The sequence below is a fragment of the Streptomyces sp. CA-243310 genome (genome assembly GCF_050936775.1).
GTDB lineage: Bacteria > Actinomycetota > Actinomycetes > Streptomycetales > Streptomycetaceae > Streptomyces.
In genome coordinates, this window is the sequence record NZ_JBNJMF010000001.1 from 1,055,211 (window position 1) to 1,074,873 (window position 19,663).

General features: G+C 73.2%; 19 protein-coding genes. 13 read left to right on the plus strand and 6 right to left on the minus strand.

The features are described 5' to 3' along the window. The first annotated feature begins 240 nt into the window (after positions 1 to 240). Positions 241 to 1,419 carry an ADP-forming succinate--CoA ligase subunit beta gene (gene sucC, locus ACQEVM_RS05020; RefSeq protein WP_433075407.1) on the plus strand — a complete coding sequence of 393 codons (1,179 nt, stop codon included), beginning with the start codon at positions 241 to 243 and terminating at the stop codon, positions 1,417 to 1,419. Positions 1,420 to 1,440: 21 nt separating this feature from the next. Beyond that, positions 1,441 to 2,331 carry a succinate--CoA ligase subunit alpha gene (sucD, locus tag ACQEVM_RS05025; protein ID WP_053682551.1) on the plus strand — a complete coding sequence of 297 codons (891 nt, stop codon included), beginning with the start codon at positions 1,441 to 1,443 and terminating at the stop codon, positions 2,329 to 2,331. Between the two features lie 82 nt (positions 2,332 to 2,413). Here the strand turns inward: sucD and ACQEVM_RS05030 are convergent, their stop codons facing one another. Continuing rightward, positions 2,414 to 4,141 (minus strand): helix-turn-helix domain-containing protein, encoded by a 1,728-nt coding sequence (locus ACQEVM_RS05030; protein ID WP_433075410.1) that lies wholly within the window; start codon positions 4,139 to 4,141, stop codon positions 2,414 to 2,416. 119 nt (positions 4,142 to 4,260) lie between these two features. Between ACQEVM_RS05030 and ACQEVM_RS05035 the strand changes: the two genes are divergently transcribed. Next, positions 4,261 to 5,913, plus strand: coding sequence for a cell division protein PerM (locus ACQEVM_RS05035; RefSeq protein ID WP_433075413.1), 1,653 nt, complete (start codon positions 4,261 to 4,263; stop codon positions 5,911 to 5,913). Between the two features lie 252 nt (positions 5,914 to 6,165). Here ACQEVM_RS05035 and ACQEVM_RS05040 read toward each other — a convergent pair whose 3' ends face one another. Further along, entirely contained in the window at positions 6,166 to 6,807 is a 642-nt protein-coding gene (locus ACQEVM_RS05040) for a hypothetical protein (protein ID WP_433075416.1), read from the minus strand. A gap of 247 nt (positions 6,808 to 7,054) precedes the next feature. Here ACQEVM_RS05040 and purN point away from each other — a divergent pair, with 247 nt between their 5' ends. Then, positions 7,055 to 7,678, plus strand: coding sequence for a phosphoribosylglycinamide formyltransferase (gene purN / locus ACQEVM_RS05045; RefSeq protein WP_433075419.1), 624 nt, complete (start codon positions 7,055 to 7,057; stop codon positions 7,676 to 7,678). Beyond that, entirely contained in the window at positions 7,675 to 9,279 is a 1,605-nt protein-coding gene (gene purH, locus ACQEVM_RS05050) for a bifunctional phosphoribosylaminoimidazolecarboxamide formyltransferase/IMP cyclohydrolase (RefSeq protein WP_433075422.1), read from the plus strand. Before purN ends, purH begins: the two co-directional genes overlap by 4 nt. Before the next feature lie 125 nt (positions 9,280 to 9,404). On the opposite strand, the gene ACQEVM_RS05055 is transcribed toward purH, so the two are convergent. Further along, positions 9,405 to 10,151 (minus strand): RDD family protein, encoded by a 747-nt coding sequence (locus tag ACQEVM_RS05055; RefSeq protein WP_433079811.1) that lies wholly within the window; start codon positions 10,149 to 10,151, stop codon positions 9,405 to 9,407. A gap of 267 nt (positions 10,152 to 10,418) precedes the next feature. Here ACQEVM_RS05055 and ACQEVM_RS05060 point away from each other — a divergent pair, with 267 nt between their 5' ends. Both ACQEVM_RS05060 and ACQEVM_RS05065 read left to right on the plus strand, forming a co-directional pair. Then, positions 10,419 to 11,279, plus strand: a complete 861-nt coding sequence (locus tag ACQEVM_RS05060) for a bifunctional methylenetetrahydrofolate dehydrogenase/methenyltetrahydrofolate cyclohydrolase (protein ID WP_267796786.1) — start codon at positions 10,419 to 10,421, stop codon at positions 11,277 to 11,279. Then, complete coding sequence (locus tag ACQEVM_RS05065) at positions 11,269 to 11,892, plus strand: DUF3017 domain-containing protein (protein WP_433075426.1); 624 nt, start codon at positions 11,269 to 11,271, stop codon at positions 11,890 to 11,892. Before ACQEVM_RS05060 ends, ACQEVM_RS05065 begins: the two co-directional genes overlap by 11 nt. Here the strand turns inward: ACQEVM_RS05065 and ACQEVM_RS05070 are convergent. After that, on the minus strand, positions 11,889 to 12,071 hold the full coding sequence (locus ACQEVM_RS05070) for a hypothetical protein (protein ID WP_433075429.1): 183 nt from the start codon (positions 12,069 to 12,071) through the stop codon (positions 11,889 to 11,891). The genes ACQEVM_RS05065 and ACQEVM_RS05070 overlap by 4 nt on opposite strands. A 232-nt stretch (positions 12,072 to 12,303) precedes the next feature. Here ACQEVM_RS05070 and ACQEVM_RS05075 point away from each other — a divergent pair, with 232 nt between their 5' ends. The 4 genes from ACQEVM_RS05075 to ACQEVM_RS05090 all read left to right on the plus strand — a co-directional run bounded on the left by ACQEVM_RS05075 (position 12,304) and on the right by ACQEVM_RS05090 (position 16,373). Next, entirely contained in the window at positions 12,304 to 13,293 is a 990-nt protein-coding gene (locus ACQEVM_RS05075; RefSeq protein WP_433075432.1) for a malate dehydrogenase, read from the plus strand. Positions 13,294 to 13,395: 102 nt separating this feature from the next. Then, a complete protein-coding gene (locus tag ACQEVM_RS05080; RefSeq protein WP_433075435.1) occupies positions 13,396 to 15,132 on the plus strand; it encodes a hypothetical protein in 1,737 nt (578 codons plus the stop codon). After that, positions 15,129 to 15,503 (plus strand): hypothetical protein, encoded by a 375-nt coding sequence (locus ACQEVM_RS05085; protein WP_433075438.1) that lies wholly within the window; start codon positions 15,129 to 15,131, stop codon positions 15,501 to 15,503. Before ACQEVM_RS05080 ends, ACQEVM_RS05085 begins: the two co-directional genes overlap by 4 nt. A 3-nt stretch (positions 15,504 to 15,506) precedes the next feature. After that, entirely contained in the window at positions 15,507 to 16,373 is an 867-nt protein-coding gene (locus ACQEVM_RS05090; RefSeq protein ID WP_433075441.1) for a hypothetical protein, read from the plus strand. 31 nt (positions 16,374 to 16,404) lie between these two features. Here the strand turns inward: ACQEVM_RS05090 and ACQEVM_RS05095 are convergent, their stop codons facing one another. After that, entirely contained in the window at positions 16,405 to 16,905 is a 501-nt protein-coding gene (locus ACQEVM_RS05095) for a carboxymuconolactone decarboxylase family protein (protein ID WP_433075444.1), read from the minus strand. A gap of 46 nt (positions 16,906 to 16,951) precedes the next feature. Between ACQEVM_RS05095 and ACQEVM_RS05100 the strand changes: the two genes are divergently transcribed. After that, the gene (locus ACQEVM_RS05100; RefSeq protein ID WP_433075447.1) at positions 16,952 to 18,352 is read left to right on the plus strand and encodes a PLP-dependent aminotransferase family protein; all 1,401 of its coding nucleotides are present in this window, start codon (positions 16,952 to 16,954) and stop codon (positions 18,350 to 18,352) included. A gap of 16 nt (positions 18,353 to 18,368) precedes the next feature. Here ACQEVM_RS05100 and ACQEVM_RS05105 read toward each other — a convergent pair whose 3' ends face one another. Further along, complete coding sequence (locus ACQEVM_RS05105; RefSeq protein WP_433075450.1) at positions 18,369 to 19,235, minus strand: hypothetical protein; 867 nt, start codon at positions 19,233 to 19,235, stop codon at positions 18,369 to 18,371. A gap of 125 nt (positions 19,236 to 19,360) precedes the next feature. Here ACQEVM_RS05105 and ACQEVM_RS05110 point away from each other — a divergent pair, with 125 nt between their 5' ends. After that, positions 19,361 to 19,660 (plus strand): hypothetical protein, encoded by a 300-nt coding sequence (locus ACQEVM_RS05110; RefSeq protein WP_433075453.1) that lies wholly within the window; start codon positions 19,361 to 19,363, stop codon positions 19,658 to 19,660. Positions 19,661 to 19,663: the final 3 nt, after the last annotated feature.

A 19,663-nucleotide genomic window follows, 5' to 3' on the forward strand; every position in this document is an offset into this window, starting at 1 on the left:
CACGAACGCGCAGTTCAACCGTCAGGCGATCTGTGACAGGTATCACCGCTCAGGTGTGATCTGCGATTTAGGGACCCACGGCCCACGGGGATAACCTGCGGGACGGACATGCCGCGTCCACGGTCACCGTGTGCGCCTTCCTTGTGACAGCGCCGTCACGTTGCCCTCCGCGGCACGCCCACGCAGATAGCAGACAACCGCGAATCACTGCGAATCTTTGAAGACAAGGGACGGACGCGCGTGGACCTGTTCGAGTACCAGGCGAGGGACCTCTTCGCCAAGCACGGTGTACCGGTGCTGGCCGGTGAAGTGATCGACACGCCTGAGGCGGCGCGCGAGGCCACCGAGCGGCTGGGCGGCAAGTCGGTCGTCAAGGCGCAGGTGAAGGTCGGTGGCCGAGGCAAGGCCGGCGGCGTGAAGCTTGCCGCGACCCCGGACGAGGCCGTGGCCCGGGCGACGGACATCCTCGGGATGGACATCAAGGGCCACACGGTCCACAAGGTGATGATCGCCGAGACCGCTCCCGAGATCCTCGAGGAGTACTACGTCTCGTACCTCCTCGACCGCACCAACCGCACCTTCCTGGCCATGGCCTCGGTGCAGGGCGGCATGGACATCGAGGAGGTCGCGGAGAAGACCCCCGAGGCCCTCGCGAAGGTCCCGGTCAACGCCAACGAGGGCGTGACCATCGAGAAGGCCCGCGAGATCGTCGCGCTGGCGAAGTTCCCGGCCGAGGTCGCCGAGAAGGTCGCCGAGGTCCTCGTGACCCTGTGGGACACCTTCATCGCCGAGGACGCGCTCCTCGTCGAGGTCAACCCGCTCGCGAAGGTCGCCAACGGCGACGTCCTCGCGCTCGACGGCAAGGTCTCGCTCGACGAGAACGCCGAGTTCCGCCAGCCGGGTCACGAGGAGTTCGTGGACCACGCTGCCGCGAACCCGCTCGAGGCCGCCGCCAAGGCGAAGAACCTCAACTACGTGAAGCTCGACGGCGAGGTCGGCATCATCGGCAACGGCGCGGGTCTCGTCATGAGCACCCTCGACGTGGTCGCGTACGCCGGTGAGAACCACGGCGGCGTCAAGCCCGCCAACTTCCTGGACATCGGTGGTGGCGCTTCCGCCGCCGTCATGGCCAACGGCCTGGAGATCATCCTCGGCGACCCGGACGTCAAGTCCGTGTTCGTCAACGTCTTCGGTGGCATCACCGCGTGTGACGAGGTCGCCAACGGCATCGTCCAGGCACTCCAGCTGCTGGCGGACAAGGGCGAGGCGGTCACCAAGCCGCTCGTCGTCCGCCTCGACGGCAACAACGCCGAGCTGGGTCGCAAGATCCTGTCGGACGCCAACCACCCGCTGGTGCAGCGCGTGGACACCATGGACGGCGCGGCCGACAAGGCCGCCGAGCTCGCGGCTGCGAAGTAAGGGCAGAGGTCACAGACTCACATGGCTATCTTCCTCAACAAGGACAGCAAGGTCATCGTCCAGGGCATGACCGGTGCCACGGGCATGAAGCACACCAAGCTGATGCTGGCTGACGGCACCAACATCGTCGGCGGCGTGAACCCGCGCAAGGCCGGCACCACCGTCGACTTCGACGGCACCGAGGTACCGGTCTTCGGTTCCGTCGCCGAGGCGATGGAGAAGACGGGCGCCAACGTCTCCGTCCTCTTCGTCCCGCCGGCCTTCGCCAAGGCCGCCGTCGTCGAGGCCATCGACGCCGAGATCCCGCTGGCCGTCGTCATCACCGAGGGCATCGCGGTGCACGACTCCGCCGCCTTCTGGGCGTACGCGACCGCCAAGGGCAACACCACGCGGATCATCGGCCCGAACTGCCCGGGTCTGATCACCCCCGGCCAGTCCAACGCCGGCATCATCCCGGGCGACATCACCAAGCCCGGCCGCATCGGTCTCGTGTCCAAGTCCGGCACGCTGACCTACCAGATGATGTACGAACTCCGTGACCTCGGCTTCTCCTCCGCCGTCGGCATCGGTGGCGACCCGGTCATCGGCACCACGCACATCGACGCCCTCGCGGCGTTCGAGGCGGACCCCGACACCGACCTGATCGTCATGATCGGCGAGATCGGCGGCGACGCCGAGGAGCGTGCGGCGGACTTCATCGCGAAGAACGTCACCAAGCCGGTCGTCGGTTACGTCGCGGGCTTCACCGCCCCCGAGGGCAAGACCATGGGCCACGCCGGCGCCATCGTCTCCGGTTCTTCCGGCACCGCGCAGGCCAAGAAGGAAGCCCTCGAGGCCGCGGGCGTGAAGGTCGGCAAGACGCCGACCGAGACCGCCAAGCTGGCGCGCGAGATCCTGAACGCCGCTCAGTAGGCAGTCGCTGTACGCGTGTACGGGCGTGGCCCGCACCTTTCGGGGCGCGGGCCACGCCCGTTTCGCGTGGTGCCGCCGGTCGTCACTCCACCGTGGGCGTGAGGCGGTCGGGCCGGGCGGCCGGGTGGAAGCGCAGCGTGTCGTGGAGTTCCTTGCTCCGCTCGGTGAGCGCCTGCGGGCCGCTGTGCGGGGGCACCCCGGTGACGTTCGCGCCGGGGGAGACCGGGGGCTCGTACCGGGTGGGCGCGGTCGTCAGCGTGTACGCCGTCGCCACCGCGATCACGGCGGTCAGGCCGATCGCGGCGCGGGACCACAACCGGGCCCGGCGCTCGCACGCCACGCGCACGACGGACGCCTCGCGCGGCTCCAGCCGTACGGGCGGGCGGACCGCGCCCAGGCGTTCGCGCAGCAGGGCGGAGTGCCGCTCCGGCGGTGCGGCGGCCAACTCGGGGATCCGGTCGGCGAGGTCGGCGTGCGCGTGGAGCAACCGGATGCCGGTGGTGGGGGTGCTGGCCTCGGTCTCGGCGGCCGTGTCGGGCAGGTCGAGGCCGACCCCGTCGTAGAGCAGCACCGTGCGCCGGTGCGTGGTGGGGAGCGCCAGCATCGCGTCCATCAGGATCCGGTCCGCGGGCTCGGCCGGGGCCTGGTCGGGGTTGCGGTGGGCGCGTCGCAGCCGCTGCCAGGGGGACAGGGCGTGCTCGTACGCGGCCGCGCGCACCCAGCCCACCGGGTCCGGGTCGGTGGCGACCTCGGGCCAGCGCTCCCAGGCGTTCTGGAACGCCCGTTCGACGGCTTCCAGGGAGAGGGCGCGGCGGCCGGTGAGCAGGTAGGTCTGGCGTGCCAGGGCGGGCGCGGCGTACGCGTAGAGCGCGTCGAAGGCCTGGGCGGGGGTGAGGGCGGCCCCCGGAGCCGGGGCGGCCTCGTCCGCAGGGCCCTCCTCGGTCCTGTCCTCCCCGGCCCGGTCCGCCTCGGGTTCGCCCGTCTCGGCCCTGCCCGCCTCCTGCCCGTCGGCTCCGGCCGTGTCCGGCGGGACGTCGGCAGGCGTCGCCTCGTCCGTTGTGGCCTCGTCCGTTGTGGCCTTGGCCGTCGCGGTTCGGTCCGGCTCGGCCTCGACCCGGTCCGCGACCTTGTCCGCAGGTGCCGCCTCGACTTCCTCGGCGGGTGCGTCGGACCGGTTCCGGCCCCCCGACGTCGCGGGGGCGGAAGGGGGTTCCGCGCCGCCGGGGCGGCCGCCGCCTGCGCCGGAGCCGGATCTCACCGGGGTCTTGGACTCGTGGCGAGCCACGGCGGCCGGCGGCTTGACGGCGCGCTTCGCCGCGCCCTTGGGCCGGTTCGGGGGGCCGGCGGGGCGTGACTGAGCGCCGGCGGCGAAGGCGCGTACGGCGCCGGCCATGCGCCGGGCGGGTCCGGAGGCGGACGTGGGGCCCGCCTCGGTATCCGCTTCCGCGTCGGACCCGCCGTCCGCCCCCGGGGGCGGGGCGGGGGCGACGCCCTCGGACGTCGCGGCCCGGGTCGTCGTCGCTGCGGGAGCCGCCGGTTCGGCCGGTTCGGTGGGTTCGCTCGGGGGTGCGGTGGACGCGGCCTGCTCGGCGGCGAGGTGGGTGAGCAGCTTGGCGTACGCCTCGCGCTTGCGACCGCGCGGGTCCGTGCGGCCGTTCTCCCAGGAGCGCGCCGTGTTCGTCGTGACGCCCAGGGTCGACGCGAGGTCCTCGTGCGTCAGCTCGGCGATTTCACGCAGTCTGCGGCGCTCCTTGGGGGAGGGGAGATCGGTCTCCCCGGTGGCGGAGGCCGTCTCGACGTCCTGTGTCATGCCACACTCCCCGCGACCCGGCAGTCCTGCGCGAAAAAGTACATAAACGTATATTGAGCGACACCACGGACATTCGCCTGTTACCCGCCCATAGCGCGTGTCGTTGGCACCATGGCGGGGTGACCCAAGTGACCGAACGCGGGACCCTGTTGCCGACGGCCCCGCAGGCCGCCGCGCGGCGCCGTTCACCGGCCGCCGCCGCATGTGTGCTGGGCGGCGCGGTGGCCGCCGGACTGGGGCTCGGCTTCCTGGCCGTGCTCGTGATCGTGCTGTGGATCAGCTCCCCCTACCCCGACAGCGGCCCCGGTGGCGCGCTGCACCTCGCAGCCGGCCTGTGGTTGCTGGCCCACGGGACGGAACTCGTCCGCTACGACACCCTTTCCGGTGTACCGGCGCCCGTCGGAGTGACCCCGCTGCTCCTGGTGGCGCTGCCGATGCTGCTGATGCGGCGGGCCGCGCGCCTCGGCAGCGCCTCGGGCGACGGCTCCATGGACGACGAGGTACTGCCGCCGAGCGTGGTCTTCTCCGCAGTGACCTGCGGATACCTGACCGTCGGCGCGATGGCCACGGTGTACGCGGCGGGCGGCCCGATGCCGGCCGATCCGCTGAGCGCGGCCTGGCACGTGCCGCTGGTCGCCGTACTGGCCGCCGCCGGCGGAGTGTGGGAGGCCCGCGGCAGGCCGCCGGTGACGCTCCCGGCCTGGGCGCCGGGATGGGCGACCAGGGGCGTACGAACGGCAATCGCGCGCCCCCGCTACGCGCTGGCCCTGCGCTCCGGCGCGGCCGGGGCGCTCGTCCTCCTGGGCGGGGGCATCCTGCTCGTCGGCGCCTCGCTGGCCTGGCACGGCTCCGAGGTCCAGGGATCCTTCCTCGCGCTGACCGGGGTGTGGTCCGGACGATTCGCGGTCCTGCTGCTCGCGCTGACCCTGATCCCCAACGCGATGGTGTGGGGTGCGGCGTACGGCCTGGGCCCCGGCTTCGCGCTGGGCACCGGCGCGACCGCCACGCCGCTCGGCTTCGGGGGATCGCCGGCACTGCCGAGGTTCCCGCTGCTCGCGGCCCTGCCACCGGAGGGCTCCGGAACGCCGCTGACCTGGGCCGCGGTCGCGGTGCCGGTGGCCGCGGGACTGGGCGTCGGATGGTTCGCCGTGCGGCGGGCGCGGGAGGTCTCGTACGGGGAGACCGCGCTCACCGCCGCGCTCGGATCGATGGTGTGCGGGCTCGTGATGGCCGGACTCGCGGCGGCGGCGGCCGGGCCGATGGGCGCGGCGGCCCTGGCGAGCTTCGGGCCGGTGTGGTGGCAGGTCGGGGCCGCCGCCACGGGATGGACGCTGGCGCTGGCGGTGCCGCTGGCCGTGGCGGTGCACGCGTGGCGGACGCGGCCCGTGCGGGGGGCCGCGGCCGCGGCCGACGAATGGCACGACTCCGGGGTACGGGAACTGCGCTGGGCGGCGCTTCGGCGGGCGGCCACGCCGATGGTTCCCGTGGGGGCGGAGGAGGGGCCGGGCCGCGCCGTGGCGGTTGCTCCGCCGGTGTCGGGGGTGGTGCCGGGGTCTGCGGTGGCTTCGGCTCCGCCCGTACCGGTGGCTCCGCCGGTGGTGGCGGTGGAACCGGTGGCTGCGCCGGTGGTGGCGGTGGGGCCGGTGGCTGCGCCGGTGGTGGTGGGGCCGGGTGCCGGGCCGGAGGTGCCTGCGGCCGTTGCGGACGCGGTCGCGCCGCTGCTTCCCGGGGTGTCCGGGGCGCGTGTCCTGTCGCGGAGGCCGTCGGAGTAGTCGGAGTAGTCGCGCAGTCGTCGGGGTGACGGCGTCGTCGCTGCCGGCCCCGGCTGCGCCGGGCGCCTCAAACGCCGGCGGGGCTGGGATGGCGGGGCCGGGGGGTTGGGGCGCGGCGTTCGGCTGGGTGGGGCGCCTCAAACGCCGGCGGGGCTGGGGTGGCGCGGCCGGGCCGGGATGGTGTGGCGGGGTCCGGGTGGTGGGGCCGGGGTGGCCCTGACCGCCCCGGGTGGGGTGGTCAGGGGGTGGGGGTCAGCGTTGGACCTTGAGGACCTTGCCCAGGAAGTTGTCGGGGAGCAGGGTGTTGCACTGGAGTTCCGCGGTCTTCGTCAGCGCGTCCTCGCGGCACACGTAGAAGTCCTTGTAGGCCAGTTGCAGGGCGTACGAGCTCATCGCCAGCAGCAGTGCCAGCGACGCCGTGACCAGGCCGCTGATCGCGGCGGTGCGCTGGGGGCGGGCCGCCGGGCCGAGGGCCGCGAGGCCGCCGGGGGTCGGGGTGGTGGCCGGCGCCGGGGTGGTGGTCGCGGTCGCGGTCGTGGGGCCGGAGTCCGGGGAGCCGGCATCCGTGGCCGGCTCGGCCGGTCGGCCGCGCAGGGCGCTGATGCCCCAGTACATGGCCAGCGCGCCGAGCAGGAGCCCCACCGACGGGATTCCGAAGATCCCGAAGAAGAATCCCCACATGCCCGCCAACAGGGCGTACCGGGCGCGCCGCTGGATCGGGTCGGTCGGGTCCCAGCGGGCCGGACCGTCGGGGCCGGACGGGTCCGAGCCCCGGTCCTGACCCTGGCCGGGGCCGCCACCGCGCGGCTGCCACGGCTGGTCGGGCCGGCCCTCCGGGGGAGCCGCGAAGGGGTTGTCGTCGGTCGAGGGGTCGGGCTGACGGCGGTCCGGCATCGAGTGCGTTACTTCCCCTGCTGTCGTGCGGCCAAAGGCGTCGCGCCGCGTCGTTTGTGGCTTGTATGCCAGACGCTACCGCCCGGCCGTCCCCCCGTCCCTCGGGGGCGGTCCGGTGTGCCGGTATCGTTGCAGGCGGTCGGTGGCTTCGTATGGTTCCCCGTATACCGGTGCCCCGTAGTTTCATACGATCGCACAAGGCGATCACACAAGACGAACGCCGCATTCACGTGAGAAAGGGCCGTACATGGCCGCCTCCCGCCTGGTCGTGCTGGTCTCAGGTTCCGGCACCAACCTCCAGGCCCTGCTCGACGCCATCGACGCCCACCCCGAAGGCCCCGAGGGCTTCGGTGCCCGCGTGGTGGCCGTCGGGGCCGACCGAGACGGCATCGCCGGGTTGGAGCGTGCCGAGAAGGCCGGGATCCCCACCTTCGTGTGTCCGGTCAAGGCGTACGCCACCCGCGCGGAGTGGGACGTCGCCCTCGCCGAGGCGACCGCCGCCCACGCCCCGGACCTGGTGGTCTCCGCCGGGTTCATGAAGATCGTGGGCCGGGAGTTCATCGACCGCTTCGGCGGCCGGTTCATCAACACCCACCCCGCGCTGCTCCCGGCGTTCCCGGGCGCGCACGGCGTGCGCGACGCCCTCGCCTACGGCGCGAAGGTCACCGGCTGCACGGTCCACTTCGTGGACGGCGGCGTCGACACCGGTCCGATCATCGCCCAGGGTGTCGTCGAGATCCGGGACGGGGAAGACGAAGCCGCTCTCCATGAGCGCATCAAGGAAGTCGAGCGCACGCTGCTCGTCGACGTCGTGGGGCGCCTGGCCCGGCACGGCTACCGCATTGAGGGACGAAAGGTAACAATCCAGTGACCGCCGCAGACAGCAGCAGCAACGACCCGACCACGACCCAGCGGCCGATCCGTCGTGCGCTCATCAGCGTCTACGACAAGACGGGACTGGAAGACCTGGCCCGCGGCCTGCACGAGGCGGGCGTCGCGCTCGTCTCGACCGGCTCCACCGCCTCGAAGATCGCCGCGGCCGGTGTGCCCGTCACCAAGGTCGAGGAGCTCACCGGCTTCCCCGAGTGCCTCGACGGCCGCGTCAAGACCCTGCACCCGCGCGTGCACGCCGGCATCCTCGCCGACCTGCGGCTGGAGGACCACCGCAACCAGCTGGCCGAGCTGGGCGTCGAGCCGTTCGACCTGGTGATCGTCAACCTCTACCCCTTCCTGGCGACCGTCCAGTCGGGCGCGACCCCGGACGAGTGCGTCGAGCAGATCGACATCGGCGGTCCGTCGATGGTCCGCGCGGCCGCCAAGAACCACCCGTCCGTCGCCGTGGTCACCAGCCCCGAGCGCTACGCCGACGTCCTCACCGCGGCCCGGGGAGGCGGCTTCGACCTGACCGCCCGCAAGCGGCTCGCGGCCGAGGCCTTCCAGCACACCGCGGCCTACGACGTGGCCGTCGCGTCCTGGTTCACGAATGCGTACGCCCCGGAGCCCGAGGCCGTCCTGCCCGAGTTCCTGGCCGAGGCCTGGGAGCGCAAGTCGACCCTGCGCTACGGCGAGAACCCCCACCAGGCCGCCGCCCTCTACACCGACGGCCGGCCGGGCGGGCTCGCCAACGCCGAGCAGCTGCACGGCAAGGAGATGTCCTTCAACAACTACGTGGACACCGAGGCGGCGCGCCGCGCCGCCCACGACCACGAAGAGCCCTGCGTCGCGATCATCAAGCACGCCAACCCGTGCGGCATCGCCGTCGACAAGGACGTGGCCGCGGCCCACCGCAAGGCGCACGCCTGCGACCCGCTGTCCGCCTTCGGCGGCGTCATCGCCGTCAACCGCCCGGTGACCGTCGAGCTCGCCGAGCAGGTCGCGGAGATCTTCACCGAGGTCATCGCCGCCCCCGACTACGAGGCCGGCGCGGTCGAGATCCTGGCGAAGAAGAAGAACATCCGGATCCTCAAGGTGGCCGGCTCCCCGCACCAGCCGGGCGACCTCAAGCTCATCTCCGGCGGCGCGCTGCTCCAGCAGAGCGACACGTTCGCCGAGGGGGCGGGCCGCGCCGGGGGTGACGACCCGGCCAACTGGACCCTCGCCACCGGCGAGGCGCTCTCCGCCGACGAACTCGCCGAGCTGTCCTTCGCGTGGAAGGCCTGCCGCGCCGTCAAGTCCAACGCGATCCTGCTCGCCAAGGGCGGCGCCTCGGTCGGCGTCGGCATGGGGCAGGTCAACCGCGTCGACTCCGCGAAGCTCGCCGTCGAGCGGGCGGGGACCGAGCGGGCGCGCGGCTCGTACGCCGCGTCCGACGCCTTCTTCCCCTTCCCCGACGGGCTGGAGATCCTGACCGCCGCGGGCATCAAGGCCGTGGTCCAGCCGGGCGGATCGATGCGCGACGAGCTGGTCATCGAGGCCGCCAAGGCCGCGGGCGTGACGATGTACTTCACCGGTACCCGTCACTTCTTCCACTGAGCGGACCAAGGTGACGGCATCCCGTTGACCGGACCCCACTGACCGGACCTTGTCCGGACACGCGGAAGGCCGGGCCCCCTCCACAGGGAGGGGGCCCGGCCTTCCGCATGGTGCGAGCGATACCGCTACTTCTTCACGACGAGCGTGCCGGCGGCGCGGTCGTGCCAACCCTGGAGCTTGCCCGAGTTGTCGAAGAAGGGGGAGAGGTAGGTCAGGATCTGACCGATGCCGCAGAGGAGGGCACCGACCATCGGGATGATCCAGCGGATGAAGCCGCCTCCCAGGCCGGGGACCTGGCCGGTGTTCTCCTTGACGACCTTCAGGCCGAGCGCCAGCTTCCCAACGGTCGCGCCCACGAACGCGATCATCAGCCATTCGTAGAGCAGGGTCGCGACGAAGAAGATGAGGAGGAAGCCGAGGAACGCGGCGATGATGCCACCGGCGGCCTCGGCCGTGTCGTTGACGCACGTCTGGTACGCGCTCGACATCGGGTCCAGGGCGGTGCAGTCGTTCAGGGACTTGGAGGCACCGAAGACGCCCGCGAAACCGATCGAGCTGAGGATGAGGTAAAGGACGAAAATGACCACGCCGTCGATCGCACGCGCGCCGAAACGGCGTCCCATCGTGGCGACCTGGACCGTGCCGAGACCGGCCACGTTGATGAAGCCGTTGTTGGCCTGCAGTGTGCCGGGGGCCTGCGGGGGCATGGCGCCGTACGGGGCCTGCCCCTGCTGCGGGTAGCCGTAGGCACCCTGCGGCGGGACGCCCTGCGGGGCCTGCTGGGGGTAGCCGTAGCCGGGCTGCTGGCCCGGCTGGGCCGGCGGGTTCTGGGGTTGCTGTCCGTACGGGTTGTTCGGGTCGCCGAAGCTCATCTTGCGGTGTTCCTCCGTGGAAGTGCGGGGACGCACGGCACTATCGGAGGAACACTGCACTTCTCTGCGGTCCGCCCCCCGGCACTGCCCGCGGCACTCATTGCCCGTCATCGTGGTCCGGTCGACCCCGCGTTGTCCAGCCGGGGCACGAACGGCGTGCCACTTGTTGTGCAAGTGCAATGAACCACCTCACCCGCGTACACCCGGCGGTCCACCGGAGACCCCTTGACTGGAACCGGGGCCACTCCATCCGGGAGGATGGGGGGCATGACCGCCCAGATTCTCGATGGCAAGGCCACCGCAGCCGCGATCAAGTCCGAACTGACCGCCCGCGTGGCGGCGCTGAAGGCACGGGGCATCACCCCCGGCCTCGGCACCCTGCTGGTCGGTGACGATCCGGGCAGCCGCTGGTACGTCAACGGCAAGCACAAGGACTGTGCCGAGGTCGGCATCGCCTCCATCCAGCGCGAACTGCCCGCGACGGCCTCCCAGGAGGACATCGAGGAGGTCGTGCGGGAACTCAACGCCAATCCCGAGTGCACCGGCTACATCGTCCAACTCCCCCTCCCCAAGGGCATCGACACCAACCGCGTGCTCGAACTGATGGACCCGACCAAGGACGCCGACGGCCTGCACCCCATGTCGCTCGGCCGGCTCGTGCTGAACGAGCCGGGCCCGCTGCCCTGCACCCCGTACGGGATCGTCGAACTGCTCCGCCACCACGGGGTCGAGATCAACGGCGCGCACGTCGTGGTGCTGGGCCGCGGCATCACCGTGGGCCGCTCGATCGGCCTGCTCCTGACCCGCAAGTCCGAGAACGCGACCGTGACGCTGTGCCACACCGGCACGCGAGACCTGTCCGGGCTGCTGCGCCAGGCCGACATCGTCGTCGCGGCGGCCGGTGTCCCGCACCTGGTCAAGCCGGAGGACGTGAAGCCGGGCGCGGCCGTACTCGACGTCGGCGTGAGCCGCGACGAGAGCGGGAAGATCGTCGGCGACGTGCACCCCGGTGTCGCCGAGGTGGCCGGCTGGATCTCGCCGAACCCGGGCGGTGTCGGCCCGATGACCCGCGCCCAGCTGCTCGTCAACGTCGTCGAGGCGGCGGAGCGGACGACCAGTGCGGGCTGAGCGCGACACGGAACCGGCGGAGGCCCCGGAGCCGAGGGCGCCCGAGGGTGCCGTCGAGCCGACGGAAGCGCGGCGGTCGCAGCCGCTCCCGGCCGAGCCCGACGTGGCCGACGAGCCCGACCCGGCCGGCTCGGCCGAGCCGGCCACGCCGGTCGAGGCAGTCGCCGCGGGTGACGAGAGCGACGCGGACGAGGCCGACGGCGAGGGGCCGGAGGCGGCGGCGGCGAAGTCCCGTCGCTTCCCCTCCGTCACCCGCGACACCGCCCGCCCCGAGGGGGGCGGCCGGGCCGCGCCCGGGGGCGCGCCCGCCCCGGCGCGTCAGTGGCCGATGCTCAGCGTGCTGGGCGCCACCGCGATCGGGCTGCTCACCACGGCGATCGGATACCCCCGCGTCGGGTGCCTGATCATCGGGGCCGCACTGATCGCGGGGGCGGTCATGCGCTGGATACTGCCGTCGGTGGGGATGCTCGCGGTGCGGTCCCGGTTCACGGACATGGTCACGTACGGGCTGCTGGGGGCGTCGATCACGCTGCTCGCGCTGGTCGTGCAAGCCCCCAAGGCGTGGCTGGAGATCCCCTTCCTGACCGACGTGGTCCGCTTCACCGTGCGCTAGTCCCCGTCGTCGAAGTCGCGCCCGGCCCGCGGCGCCACTTCGACGACAGGGCCCAGGCCCCACTGGTGTTCGCCGAGTCCGCCGAGTCCCTCGACGCGTACGGGGACCCGTGTGCGGGCCTCGTACGTCGTCCGGTGGCGCGCGCCGCGCACGGCCGCGTCACGCCGGTGGAAGACCACCGCACCGGCGAGGTCTCAGGGGTGGAACGAGGGCCCGGCCCCCGATGCCGCCTTCGAACGCCCGGGTCCGTGTGCCCTGCACCACACGGACCCGGGGGTTGGGCGCCCCCCGGGTCGGATAGCCTGATCGACGGATGTCTCTTCACGTCAAGATTTACAGGGTCGGGGAGCGGCGTCCTCCCAGCACAGGGGGCAGGGACGCCCCATCGCCAGCTGTCTAACGGAGAAGGCCATGACCCGCACTCCCGTGAATGTCACCGTCACCGGCGCCGCCGGACAGATCGGCTACGCGCTGCTCTTCCGCATCGCGTCCGGTCACCTCCTCGGCGCGGACGTGCCGGTCAAGCTCCGCCTCCTGGAGATCCCGCAGGGCATGAAGGCCGCTGAGGGCACCGCCATGGAGCTTGACGACTGCGCCTTCCCGCTGCTCGCCGGCATCGACATCTTCGACGACCCGAACAAGGGCTTCGAGGGTGCGAACGTCGCGCTGCTCGTGGGCGCCCGCCCGCGTACCAAGGGCATGGAGCGCGGTGACCTGCTCTCCGCCAACGGCGGCATCTTCAAGCCGCAGGGCGCCGCGATCAACGCGCACGCCGCGGACGACATCAAGGTCCTGGTCGTGGGCAACCCGGCCAACACCAACGCGCTCATCGCGCAGGCCGCCGCCCCGGACGTACCGGCCGAGCGCTTCACCGCGATGACCCGCCTGGACCACAACCGCGCGATCTCGCAGCTGGCCGCCAAGACCGGCGCCGCCGTCTCCGACATCAAGCGCCTGACCATCTGGGGCAACCACTCGGCGACCCAGTACCCCGACATCTTCCACGCGGAGATCGCCGGCAAGAACGCCGCCGAGGTCGTCAGCGACGAGCAGTGGCTCGCCGACACCTTCATCCCGACCGTCGCCAAGCGCGGCGCCGCGATCATCGAGGCGCGTGGCGCGTCCTCGGCCGCGTCGGCCGCCAACGCCGCCATCGACCACGTGCACACCTGGGTCAACGGCACCGCCGCGGGCGACTGGACCTCGATGGGCATTCCGTCGGACGGCTCCTACGGCGTCCCGGAGGGCATCATCTCGTCCTTCCCCGTCACCACCAAGGACGGCAAGTACGAGATCGTCCAGGGCCTGGACATCAACGAGTTCTCCCGTGCGCGCATCGACGCGTCCGTGGCGGAGCTCGTCGAGGAGCGCGACGCGGTGCGCGAGCTCGGCCTGCTCTGATCGAACCCGTACACACGGCGAAGCGCCCCGGCCGCACCAGGCCGGGGCGCTTTGGCGTGAAGCGGCCTGGCGGGCGATCCAGGCGAAAACTAAAGTCGGTCGGTGACCGACAACCCGATCCCTCGGCAGCAGCCCCCCGTCGGCGCCTGGGGCGATCCCCGCGCCGACCGCGCTCCGGTGCACCCCTCCCGCAGCTCGGCCGGCCGATTCCTCTGCGCGGGCGTCCACCTCGACGCCGGGTACCGCGACCAGGTCATCGACGAACTCTTCGTCCACGAGGAACGCATCGTCGCCCCCTCGTACGGCTACGACGCCGCCCGGGTGCTCGCCCACGCGCTCCGTGCCCGGCGGGCCGAACTCGGCTGGGCGGTCGCCGTGCTCGGCGCCTGGTTCGTCGGCTCCCTGCTCACCGGAGGCGTCCTCGGGCTGCTGCTCCCGCTCTTCCTGATGCTCACCCTGGCCGACTGGCTCCAGGGCCGGGAACCGGTGCTCGCACGGCTGTTGGGCACCCTCCTGCGCGTCTACGCCTGGCTGCTCCTCGCGCTGGTCGTCGTCCTCGTCGTCTTCTCCGGATTCGGTCCCTCCGATCTGGGCGGATACGTCACGGGGGCCGTCGGGGTCGACGCAACGGGTCCCTACTCCCCCTACGAACCGGACCTCGGCCCGTCCGGCGGCCCGGACTCCACCGCCGTCCTCTGGTGGGTTCCGGTCGTCTTCGCCGGCGTGGTCGCCGTGGTCGGTCTGCAGCGCGGCCACGTGTACCGCACGATCGCCGAGGACCTGGAGGAGAGCCGGTACGCCGACCACGCGGGCGACCCCGCCGAAGCCTCGCCCGGCACCCGCTTCGCCCGGATCCGGGACCGCGTCCGCGCCGAGCAGCACGCCCCGGTGGTCATGTACGACGTCAACGACCCGTTCTGCGGGGCGGGTGACCCGTACCGGCCGTGGCAGCTCTCCGTGGAACTGCGCCCGCGCGAGGACCTCGGCCCCGACCGCAAGCCGACGCCCGTCACCAACGCGCACCTCGTGGCCCGGATCATCCCGCTGCTGGAACGCCTGCGGGTGCCCTCGCCGCACGGCTCCCTCCAGGCCGAGGCCGCCGTCGAGGACCGGCTGCGCGAACTCGTCGTGGACGAGTGCGTGTTCCTGCCGGCCAACGGACTGCCTCACCGCGACGCAGCCCAGGCCATCCACCGGCAGTACGCCGAACAGCGCGCCGCCGCCATCGAGGAGGGCGGTGAACGCCGCCGGCACTTCCTGCGCGTCCGGGTCGGCGGCTGGGACGAGAACCTCGTCGTCACCGTCTTCGTACGGGTGCACACCCAGGGCGGCATGATGATGCTGGAGGTGGCCCCGCACGTGCTGCTGCCCGTCCGCACCGCCTTCCACAACGCGGACGCCGACGCGCGGCGCCACCGCGACAGCAACCTGCTCGGCAAGGCCGCCGCGGCCCTGCGGCACACCCCCACCTCCTTCGCCACCGCCGTTCTCGCCCTGGCCCGCGGCGTGAGCAGCTGGTGGCGGATCGCCACCAGCGGCAACGGCGGCGCCCGGCCCGAGGGGCCGCGCCTGTCGGTGCGCGAGCTGGCCTCGCAGGACAACGGCTCGCTGTTCCACCTCATGGACCTCGACCGGTTCCTGAAAACCATTCAGGACCGGGTCGTCGGGGGCGTTACCGTCGCCCTGCACGAAGCGGGCTGGCACACCGAGGAGTTCGCCGAGCGCGCCGTCAACGTGGCCGAGGGCGGGGTCTTCATCCGCGCGGTCCACGACAGCGCCTTCAGCATCGGCGGATCCGGACACGTCAACAAGGTCAAGAAGCAGGGGGGAACACGATGAGCGGAGAGAGCGGGGCGGAACCGCCCGTGCGGATCGAATCCGTCAACGGCAGCGCGTTCAGCATCGGGGGTGCGCACCACACCAACACCGTCCACCACGGGGGCCCGGGAGCCGCCGCCCCCGGCCCGGGAGAACTGCTGGCCGCCGTACAGGAGCTGCGCGCCGCCCTCGTGCGGCTGCCCCGCGGCGAGGACCGGGCGGCGCTCGACAGCGAACTCGACGCGGTCGCCGGGGACCTGGAGGACGCCGACACCATCCGGCCCGGCCTGCCCGCCCGGCTGCGCGGGGCGTTGGAACGCTGGGCCCCGCTGATCGAGTCGGTGAGCGCGGCGACCGCCCTGGGCGGGCTGCTGGGCTCGCTGGGGGGCTGAGTCGTGGCTCCGGAACCGGGGGACGGGCTGCGCTGGGACGCGCGGACGCAGCGCTGGGTGTCGCCGGAGACGGCGCGGCCCGCGGTCCCGCCCCCGTCCGCGCCGCCGCCCCTGCCGTTGGTGGCCCCGTCGCCGCCGCCCCTGCCGACCGGGGCCCCGTCGCCCGCACCGCTGCCGCCGTCGCCCGGCCGCCGGCCGCGGACCGGGCGGTGGTTGAACCCGGCGATGGCCGGGATCGCGGTGGCCGCCGTCGCGATCGGCGGCGCCGCGGTGTGGTTCGTCGAACGGGACGACGACGCGAAGCCGCCGGCGCAGGCGACGGAGTCGGGCGGGCTCGGCTCCGCGGGCCCGACGGGCACGAGCGGCCCGCCGCCGACGCCGTCGGCGCCCGGAACCGGCGCGGAGACCGCGCCGGGGGCCACCGGGAGTCCGGGCGACGGCCACGAGGTGCGGCGCGACCCGAAGGGCTTCACCGTCGCCGTGCCCGCGGGCTGGGTCCGCGAGGAGAGCGGCGCGGGGGTCCTGTACCGCTCGCCCGACCGGAGCGCCCTGCTCCAGGTCTTCCGGGTCGCGGAACCGGAACTCGACCCGCTCGAAGCCGTCCGGGCCGCGTCCGCCTACCTGCGGACCGCCAACCCCGGCTACCAGGAGATCCGGATCGGCGCCGTCCAGGGCGACACCGGGGCGGGGGAGCTGGTGTACGAGTACGACAACGCCGAGTCGGGCGGTCGCCGGCGCGGCGTCGAACGCGTCTTCATCGCCGCGGACGGCGCCAAGTGGGCCGTCCTCGCGGCGGGCCCGGACACCGCGTGGACGGCCACGCGGGACCACCAGGTACGGGCGCTGGCCGCGTTCCGGCCGGGCGGCTGAGACGCCGCGCCGGGCCGGGCGACCCTCGGGCTCAGTGCTTGAACATGCCCGGGGTGTAGTGCCCCGGCGCGAGGCGGCAGGCCACGCCGAACCGGTTCCAGGCGTTGATCGCCGTGATCACGGCGATCAACTGGGCCAGTTCCGTCTCGTCGAACAGCTCGGCCGCCTTCCCGTAGACCGCGTCCGGCACGAACCCGTCCGTCAGGACGGTCACCGCCTCGGTCAGCTCGATCGCCGCCAGCTCCCGCTCGGTGTAGAAGTGCCGGGACTCCTCCCAGGCGCCGAGCTGGATCAGACGCTCGACGCTCTCGCCGGCGGCCAGCGCGTCCTTGGTGTGCATGTCCAGGCAGAACGCGCAGTGGTTGATCTGCGAGGCGCGCACCTTGACCAGCTCGACCAGCGTCGGGTCGAGCCCCTTGCGGGCGGCGACCTCCAGGGACACCAGGGCCTTGTACACGTCGGGGACCAGCTTGGCCCACTGGAGGCGGGCGGGGTGCTCGGGGGCGTAGGCGGGGGTTTCGTTCGTCGTCATGTCTCCACCGTAGGAGCCCGGCGGCCCGCCGATATGGTCCATGTTCATGACGGAACCCTGGGCCACTTTCGGCGCCGACCTGCATCTCGACCTCTCCGCCGGGCGCGGGCTGAGAGCCGGACTGACCGAGGCGCTGCGCGAGGCCGCGCGCAGCGGTCGACTCGCCCCGGGAACCCGACTGCCTTCGTCCAGGTCCCTGGCCGTCGACCTCGGCATCGCCCGCAACACGGTCGCCGAGGCCTACGGCGAACTCGTCGCCGAGGGCTGGCTGACCGCCCGTCACGGCTCGGGCACCCGGGTCGCGGAACGTGCCGTGCCGCGCCGTCCCGCCCGTCCCGCCCGGGTCCGGCCACCCGCCCGGAGGGGGCCCGCGTACAGCTTCGTACCGGGCTCCCCGGACCTGGGCGGCTTCCCGCGCACCGCCTGGTCGGCGGCGGCCCGCAAGGCTCTCGCCGCGGCCCCGAACGACGCCTTCGGGTACGCGGTGGACGCGCGCGGCCGGATCGAGCTGCGCGAGGCGCTGGCCGGCTACCTGGCGCGCGCCCGGGGGGTGGACGCCGACCCCGACCGGATCGTGCTGTGCGCCGGGTTCGTGCACGGGCTGACGCTCCTCGCCCGGGTGCTGCGGGCGCGCCGGGTCCGCGAGGTGGCCGTGGAGGGCTGGAGCCTCGACGTGCACCGGGACCTGCTCACCGGGGCCGGGCTGCGGACCCGCCCCCTGTGGCTGGACGGCGCGGGCGCCCGTACGGAGGACCTGACGGCGGCGTCGGGGGCGGTGCTCCTCACGCCGGCGCACCAGTTCCCGACGGGCGTCGCGCTGACCCCGGGACGGCGGGCGGCGGCCGTGGACTGGGCCAGGACCACGGGCGGGCTGATCCTGGAGGACGACTACGACGGGGAGTTCCGCTACGACCGCCAGCCCGTCGGGGCGCTCCAGGGACTGGACCCGGACCGGGTCGTGTACCTGGGCACGGCGAGCAAGTCGCTGGCGCCGGGGCTGCGCACGGGCTGGATGGTGGTGCCGGCCGGGCTGGTGGACGAGGTGCTGGCGGCGAAGGGGCACACCGACTGGATGTCGGGCGCGCCGGACCAGTTGACGCTGGCGGAGTTCATCCGGTCCGGGGCGTACGACCGGCACGTCCGGAGCATGCGGCTGCGCTACCGGCGCCGGCGTGACGCCCTGGTGCAGGCGCTGGCCCCGCGGACGGCGGTGACCGTCTCCGGCATCGCGGCGGGACTGCACGCGGTGCTCGACCTCCCGGCCGGCACGGAACGGCCCCTGATCCAGGCGGCGGCCTGGCACGACCTGGCCCTGGAGGGGCTGTCCCGCTTCCGGCACCCGGATTCGGCCATGCCGGCGCGGGACGCTCTGGTGCTCGGGTACGGGACCCCGTCGGAGAGCGCGTGGTCGGGGGCGCTGGCGGCGTTGGAGGCGACCCTCCCGTAGTGGGCGCGGGGCGGGGTCAGGGGACCGGATCGGCCGCCGGGCCGGCCGGGTCCGCGGGGTCCGCCGGGTCCGCCGGGGGTTCGCCGAAGCGGGCCAGGGCCAGCGAACCGGCCACGGCCACCACGAAGCCGAGCACCGCCAACCAGGCGAGCCCCTCGCGGGTGCGGTCCCCGAGCCACACCACCCCCACCGCCGCCGGGCCGATCGTCTCGCCCAGCACCATGCCGGCCGTGGCGGCCGTCACCGAGCCGCGCTGCAGGGCCGAGGTGAGCAGCAGGAAGGCGGCGCCGCCGCCCAACAGGAGCGCGTACAGGGCCGGGTCGGTCAGCACCGACCAGGAGATCCCGTCGATCAGGCGGACCGCGACCTCGACCACCCCGAAGCCCGTTCCGGCCGCGAAGCCGAGCACCAGCGGCCGGGAGCGGTCCGGCAGGCCGCCGGCCGCCGCGCCCACCAGCAGGACCAGGACCGCCACCGCGAGCAACCCCCACTCCAGGGCGGGCGGGCCGGTCCCGGAGCCCTCCTCCCCGGAGGCGAGCCCCAGCATCAGCAGCCCCGCGCTCACCACCGCGACGGCCGCCCACTCCATCCGGTTCAGCCGTACGCGCAGCAATCGGGCCGCGACCACCGCCGTCACCGCGAGGCTGGCCGCCAGCGCGGCCCCCACCGCGTAGATCGGGATGTGTCGCAGGGCGATGATCTGGAGGACGAAGCCGACCCCGTCGAGGCCGAGCCCCGCCAGGTACCGCCACTGGCGCAGGGCCCGCAGCAGGAGTGCGGCGTCCACGCCGGACCCGGTTCCCGGCTCCGCCGCCCGCGCCGCCATGGCCTGGAGGACCGAGGCCGTACCGAAACAGACCGCCGCACCGAGTGCGCAAATCATCCCAACAAGCACGAACCGACTCTAGGTCACCGTCGTGACAAGGGTGTGACGACGGCTGGATTCCATCCCCCGGTCGCCCCGCTCTAGTCTGTCGGGAGCACGCCACCCAGGGGGAGCGAACTCACATGGACACCAGCAGCACCAATCGGCGCCGGATGCGCTCGGGCGCCGTCGCGCTCGGCGGCATGGGCCTGCTCGCCGCGACCCTCGTCGCCTGCGGCAGCAGCGACGAGCCCGACAAGCGGTGCGCGTCCCGTTCCACGCTGAACCACCTGAACAACAAGGAATGCAAGAGCGGCGGCACCGGCGCGTACTACTACGGCGGCAGCGTCGCCAACGGCAGGGTCAAGGACGGCAGCTTCGACAAGTCCGCCGTCACCCGCGGTGGCATCGGCAAGAGCCACTCCGGCTCCAGCGGCGGCTGATCC

What these genes read in the sequence shown, in the direction of transcription:
- ACQEVM_RS05095 (WP_433075444.1), bottom strand. Translation starts at nt 16,905, where the DNA reads ATGACGACGAACGAAACCCCCGCCTACGCCCCCGAGCACCCCGCCCGC.
- ACQEVM_RS05040 (WP_433075416.1), bottom strand. Translation starts at nt 6,807, where the DNA reads ATGCCGGACCGCCGTCAGCCCGACCCCTCGACCGACGACAACCCCTTC.
- ACQEVM_RS05100 (WP_433075447.1), top strand. Translation starts at nt 16,952, where the DNA reads ATGACGGAACCCTGGGCCACTTTCGGCGCCGACCTGCATCTCGACCTC.
- ACQEVM_RS05030 (WP_433075410.1), bottom strand. Translation starts at nt 4,141, where the DNA reads ATGACACAGGACGTCGAGACGGCCTCCGCCACCGGGGAGACCGATCTC.
- sucD (WP_053682551.1), top strand. Translation starts at nt 1,441, where the DNA reads ATGGCTATCTTCCTCAACAAGGACAGCAAGGTCATCGTCCAGGGCATG.
- ACQEVM_RS05075 (WP_433075432.1), top strand. Translation starts at nt 12,304, where the DNA reads ATGACCCGCACTCCCGTGAATGTCACCGTCACCGGCGCCGCCGGACAG.
- ACQEVM_RS05105 (WP_433075450.1), bottom strand. Translation starts at nt 19,235, where the DNA reads ATGATTTGCGCACTCGGTGCGGCGGTCTGTTTCGGTACGGCCTCGGTC.
- purN (WP_433075419.1), top strand. Translation starts at nt 7,055, where the DNA reads ATGGCCGCCTCCCGCCTGGTCGTGCTGGTCTCAGGTTCCGGCACCAAC.
- ACQEVM_RS05055 (WP_433079811.1), bottom strand. Translation starts at nt 10,151, where the DNA reads ATGAGCTTCGGCGACCCGAACAACCCGTACGGACAGCAACCCCAGAAC.
- ACQEVM_RS05085 (WP_433075438.1), top strand. Translation starts at nt 15,129, where the DNA reads ATGAGCGGAGAGAGCGGGGCGGAACCGCCCGTGCGGATCGAATCCGTC.
- ACQEVM_RS05060 (WP_267796786.1), top strand. Translation starts at nt 10,419, where the DNA reads ATGACCGCCCAGATTCTCGATGGCAAGGCCACCGCAGCCGCGATCAAG.
- ACQEVM_RS05110 (WP_433075453.1), top strand. Translation starts at nt 19,361, where the DNA reads ATGGACACCAGCAGCACCAATCGGCGCCGGATGCGCTCGGGCGCCGTC.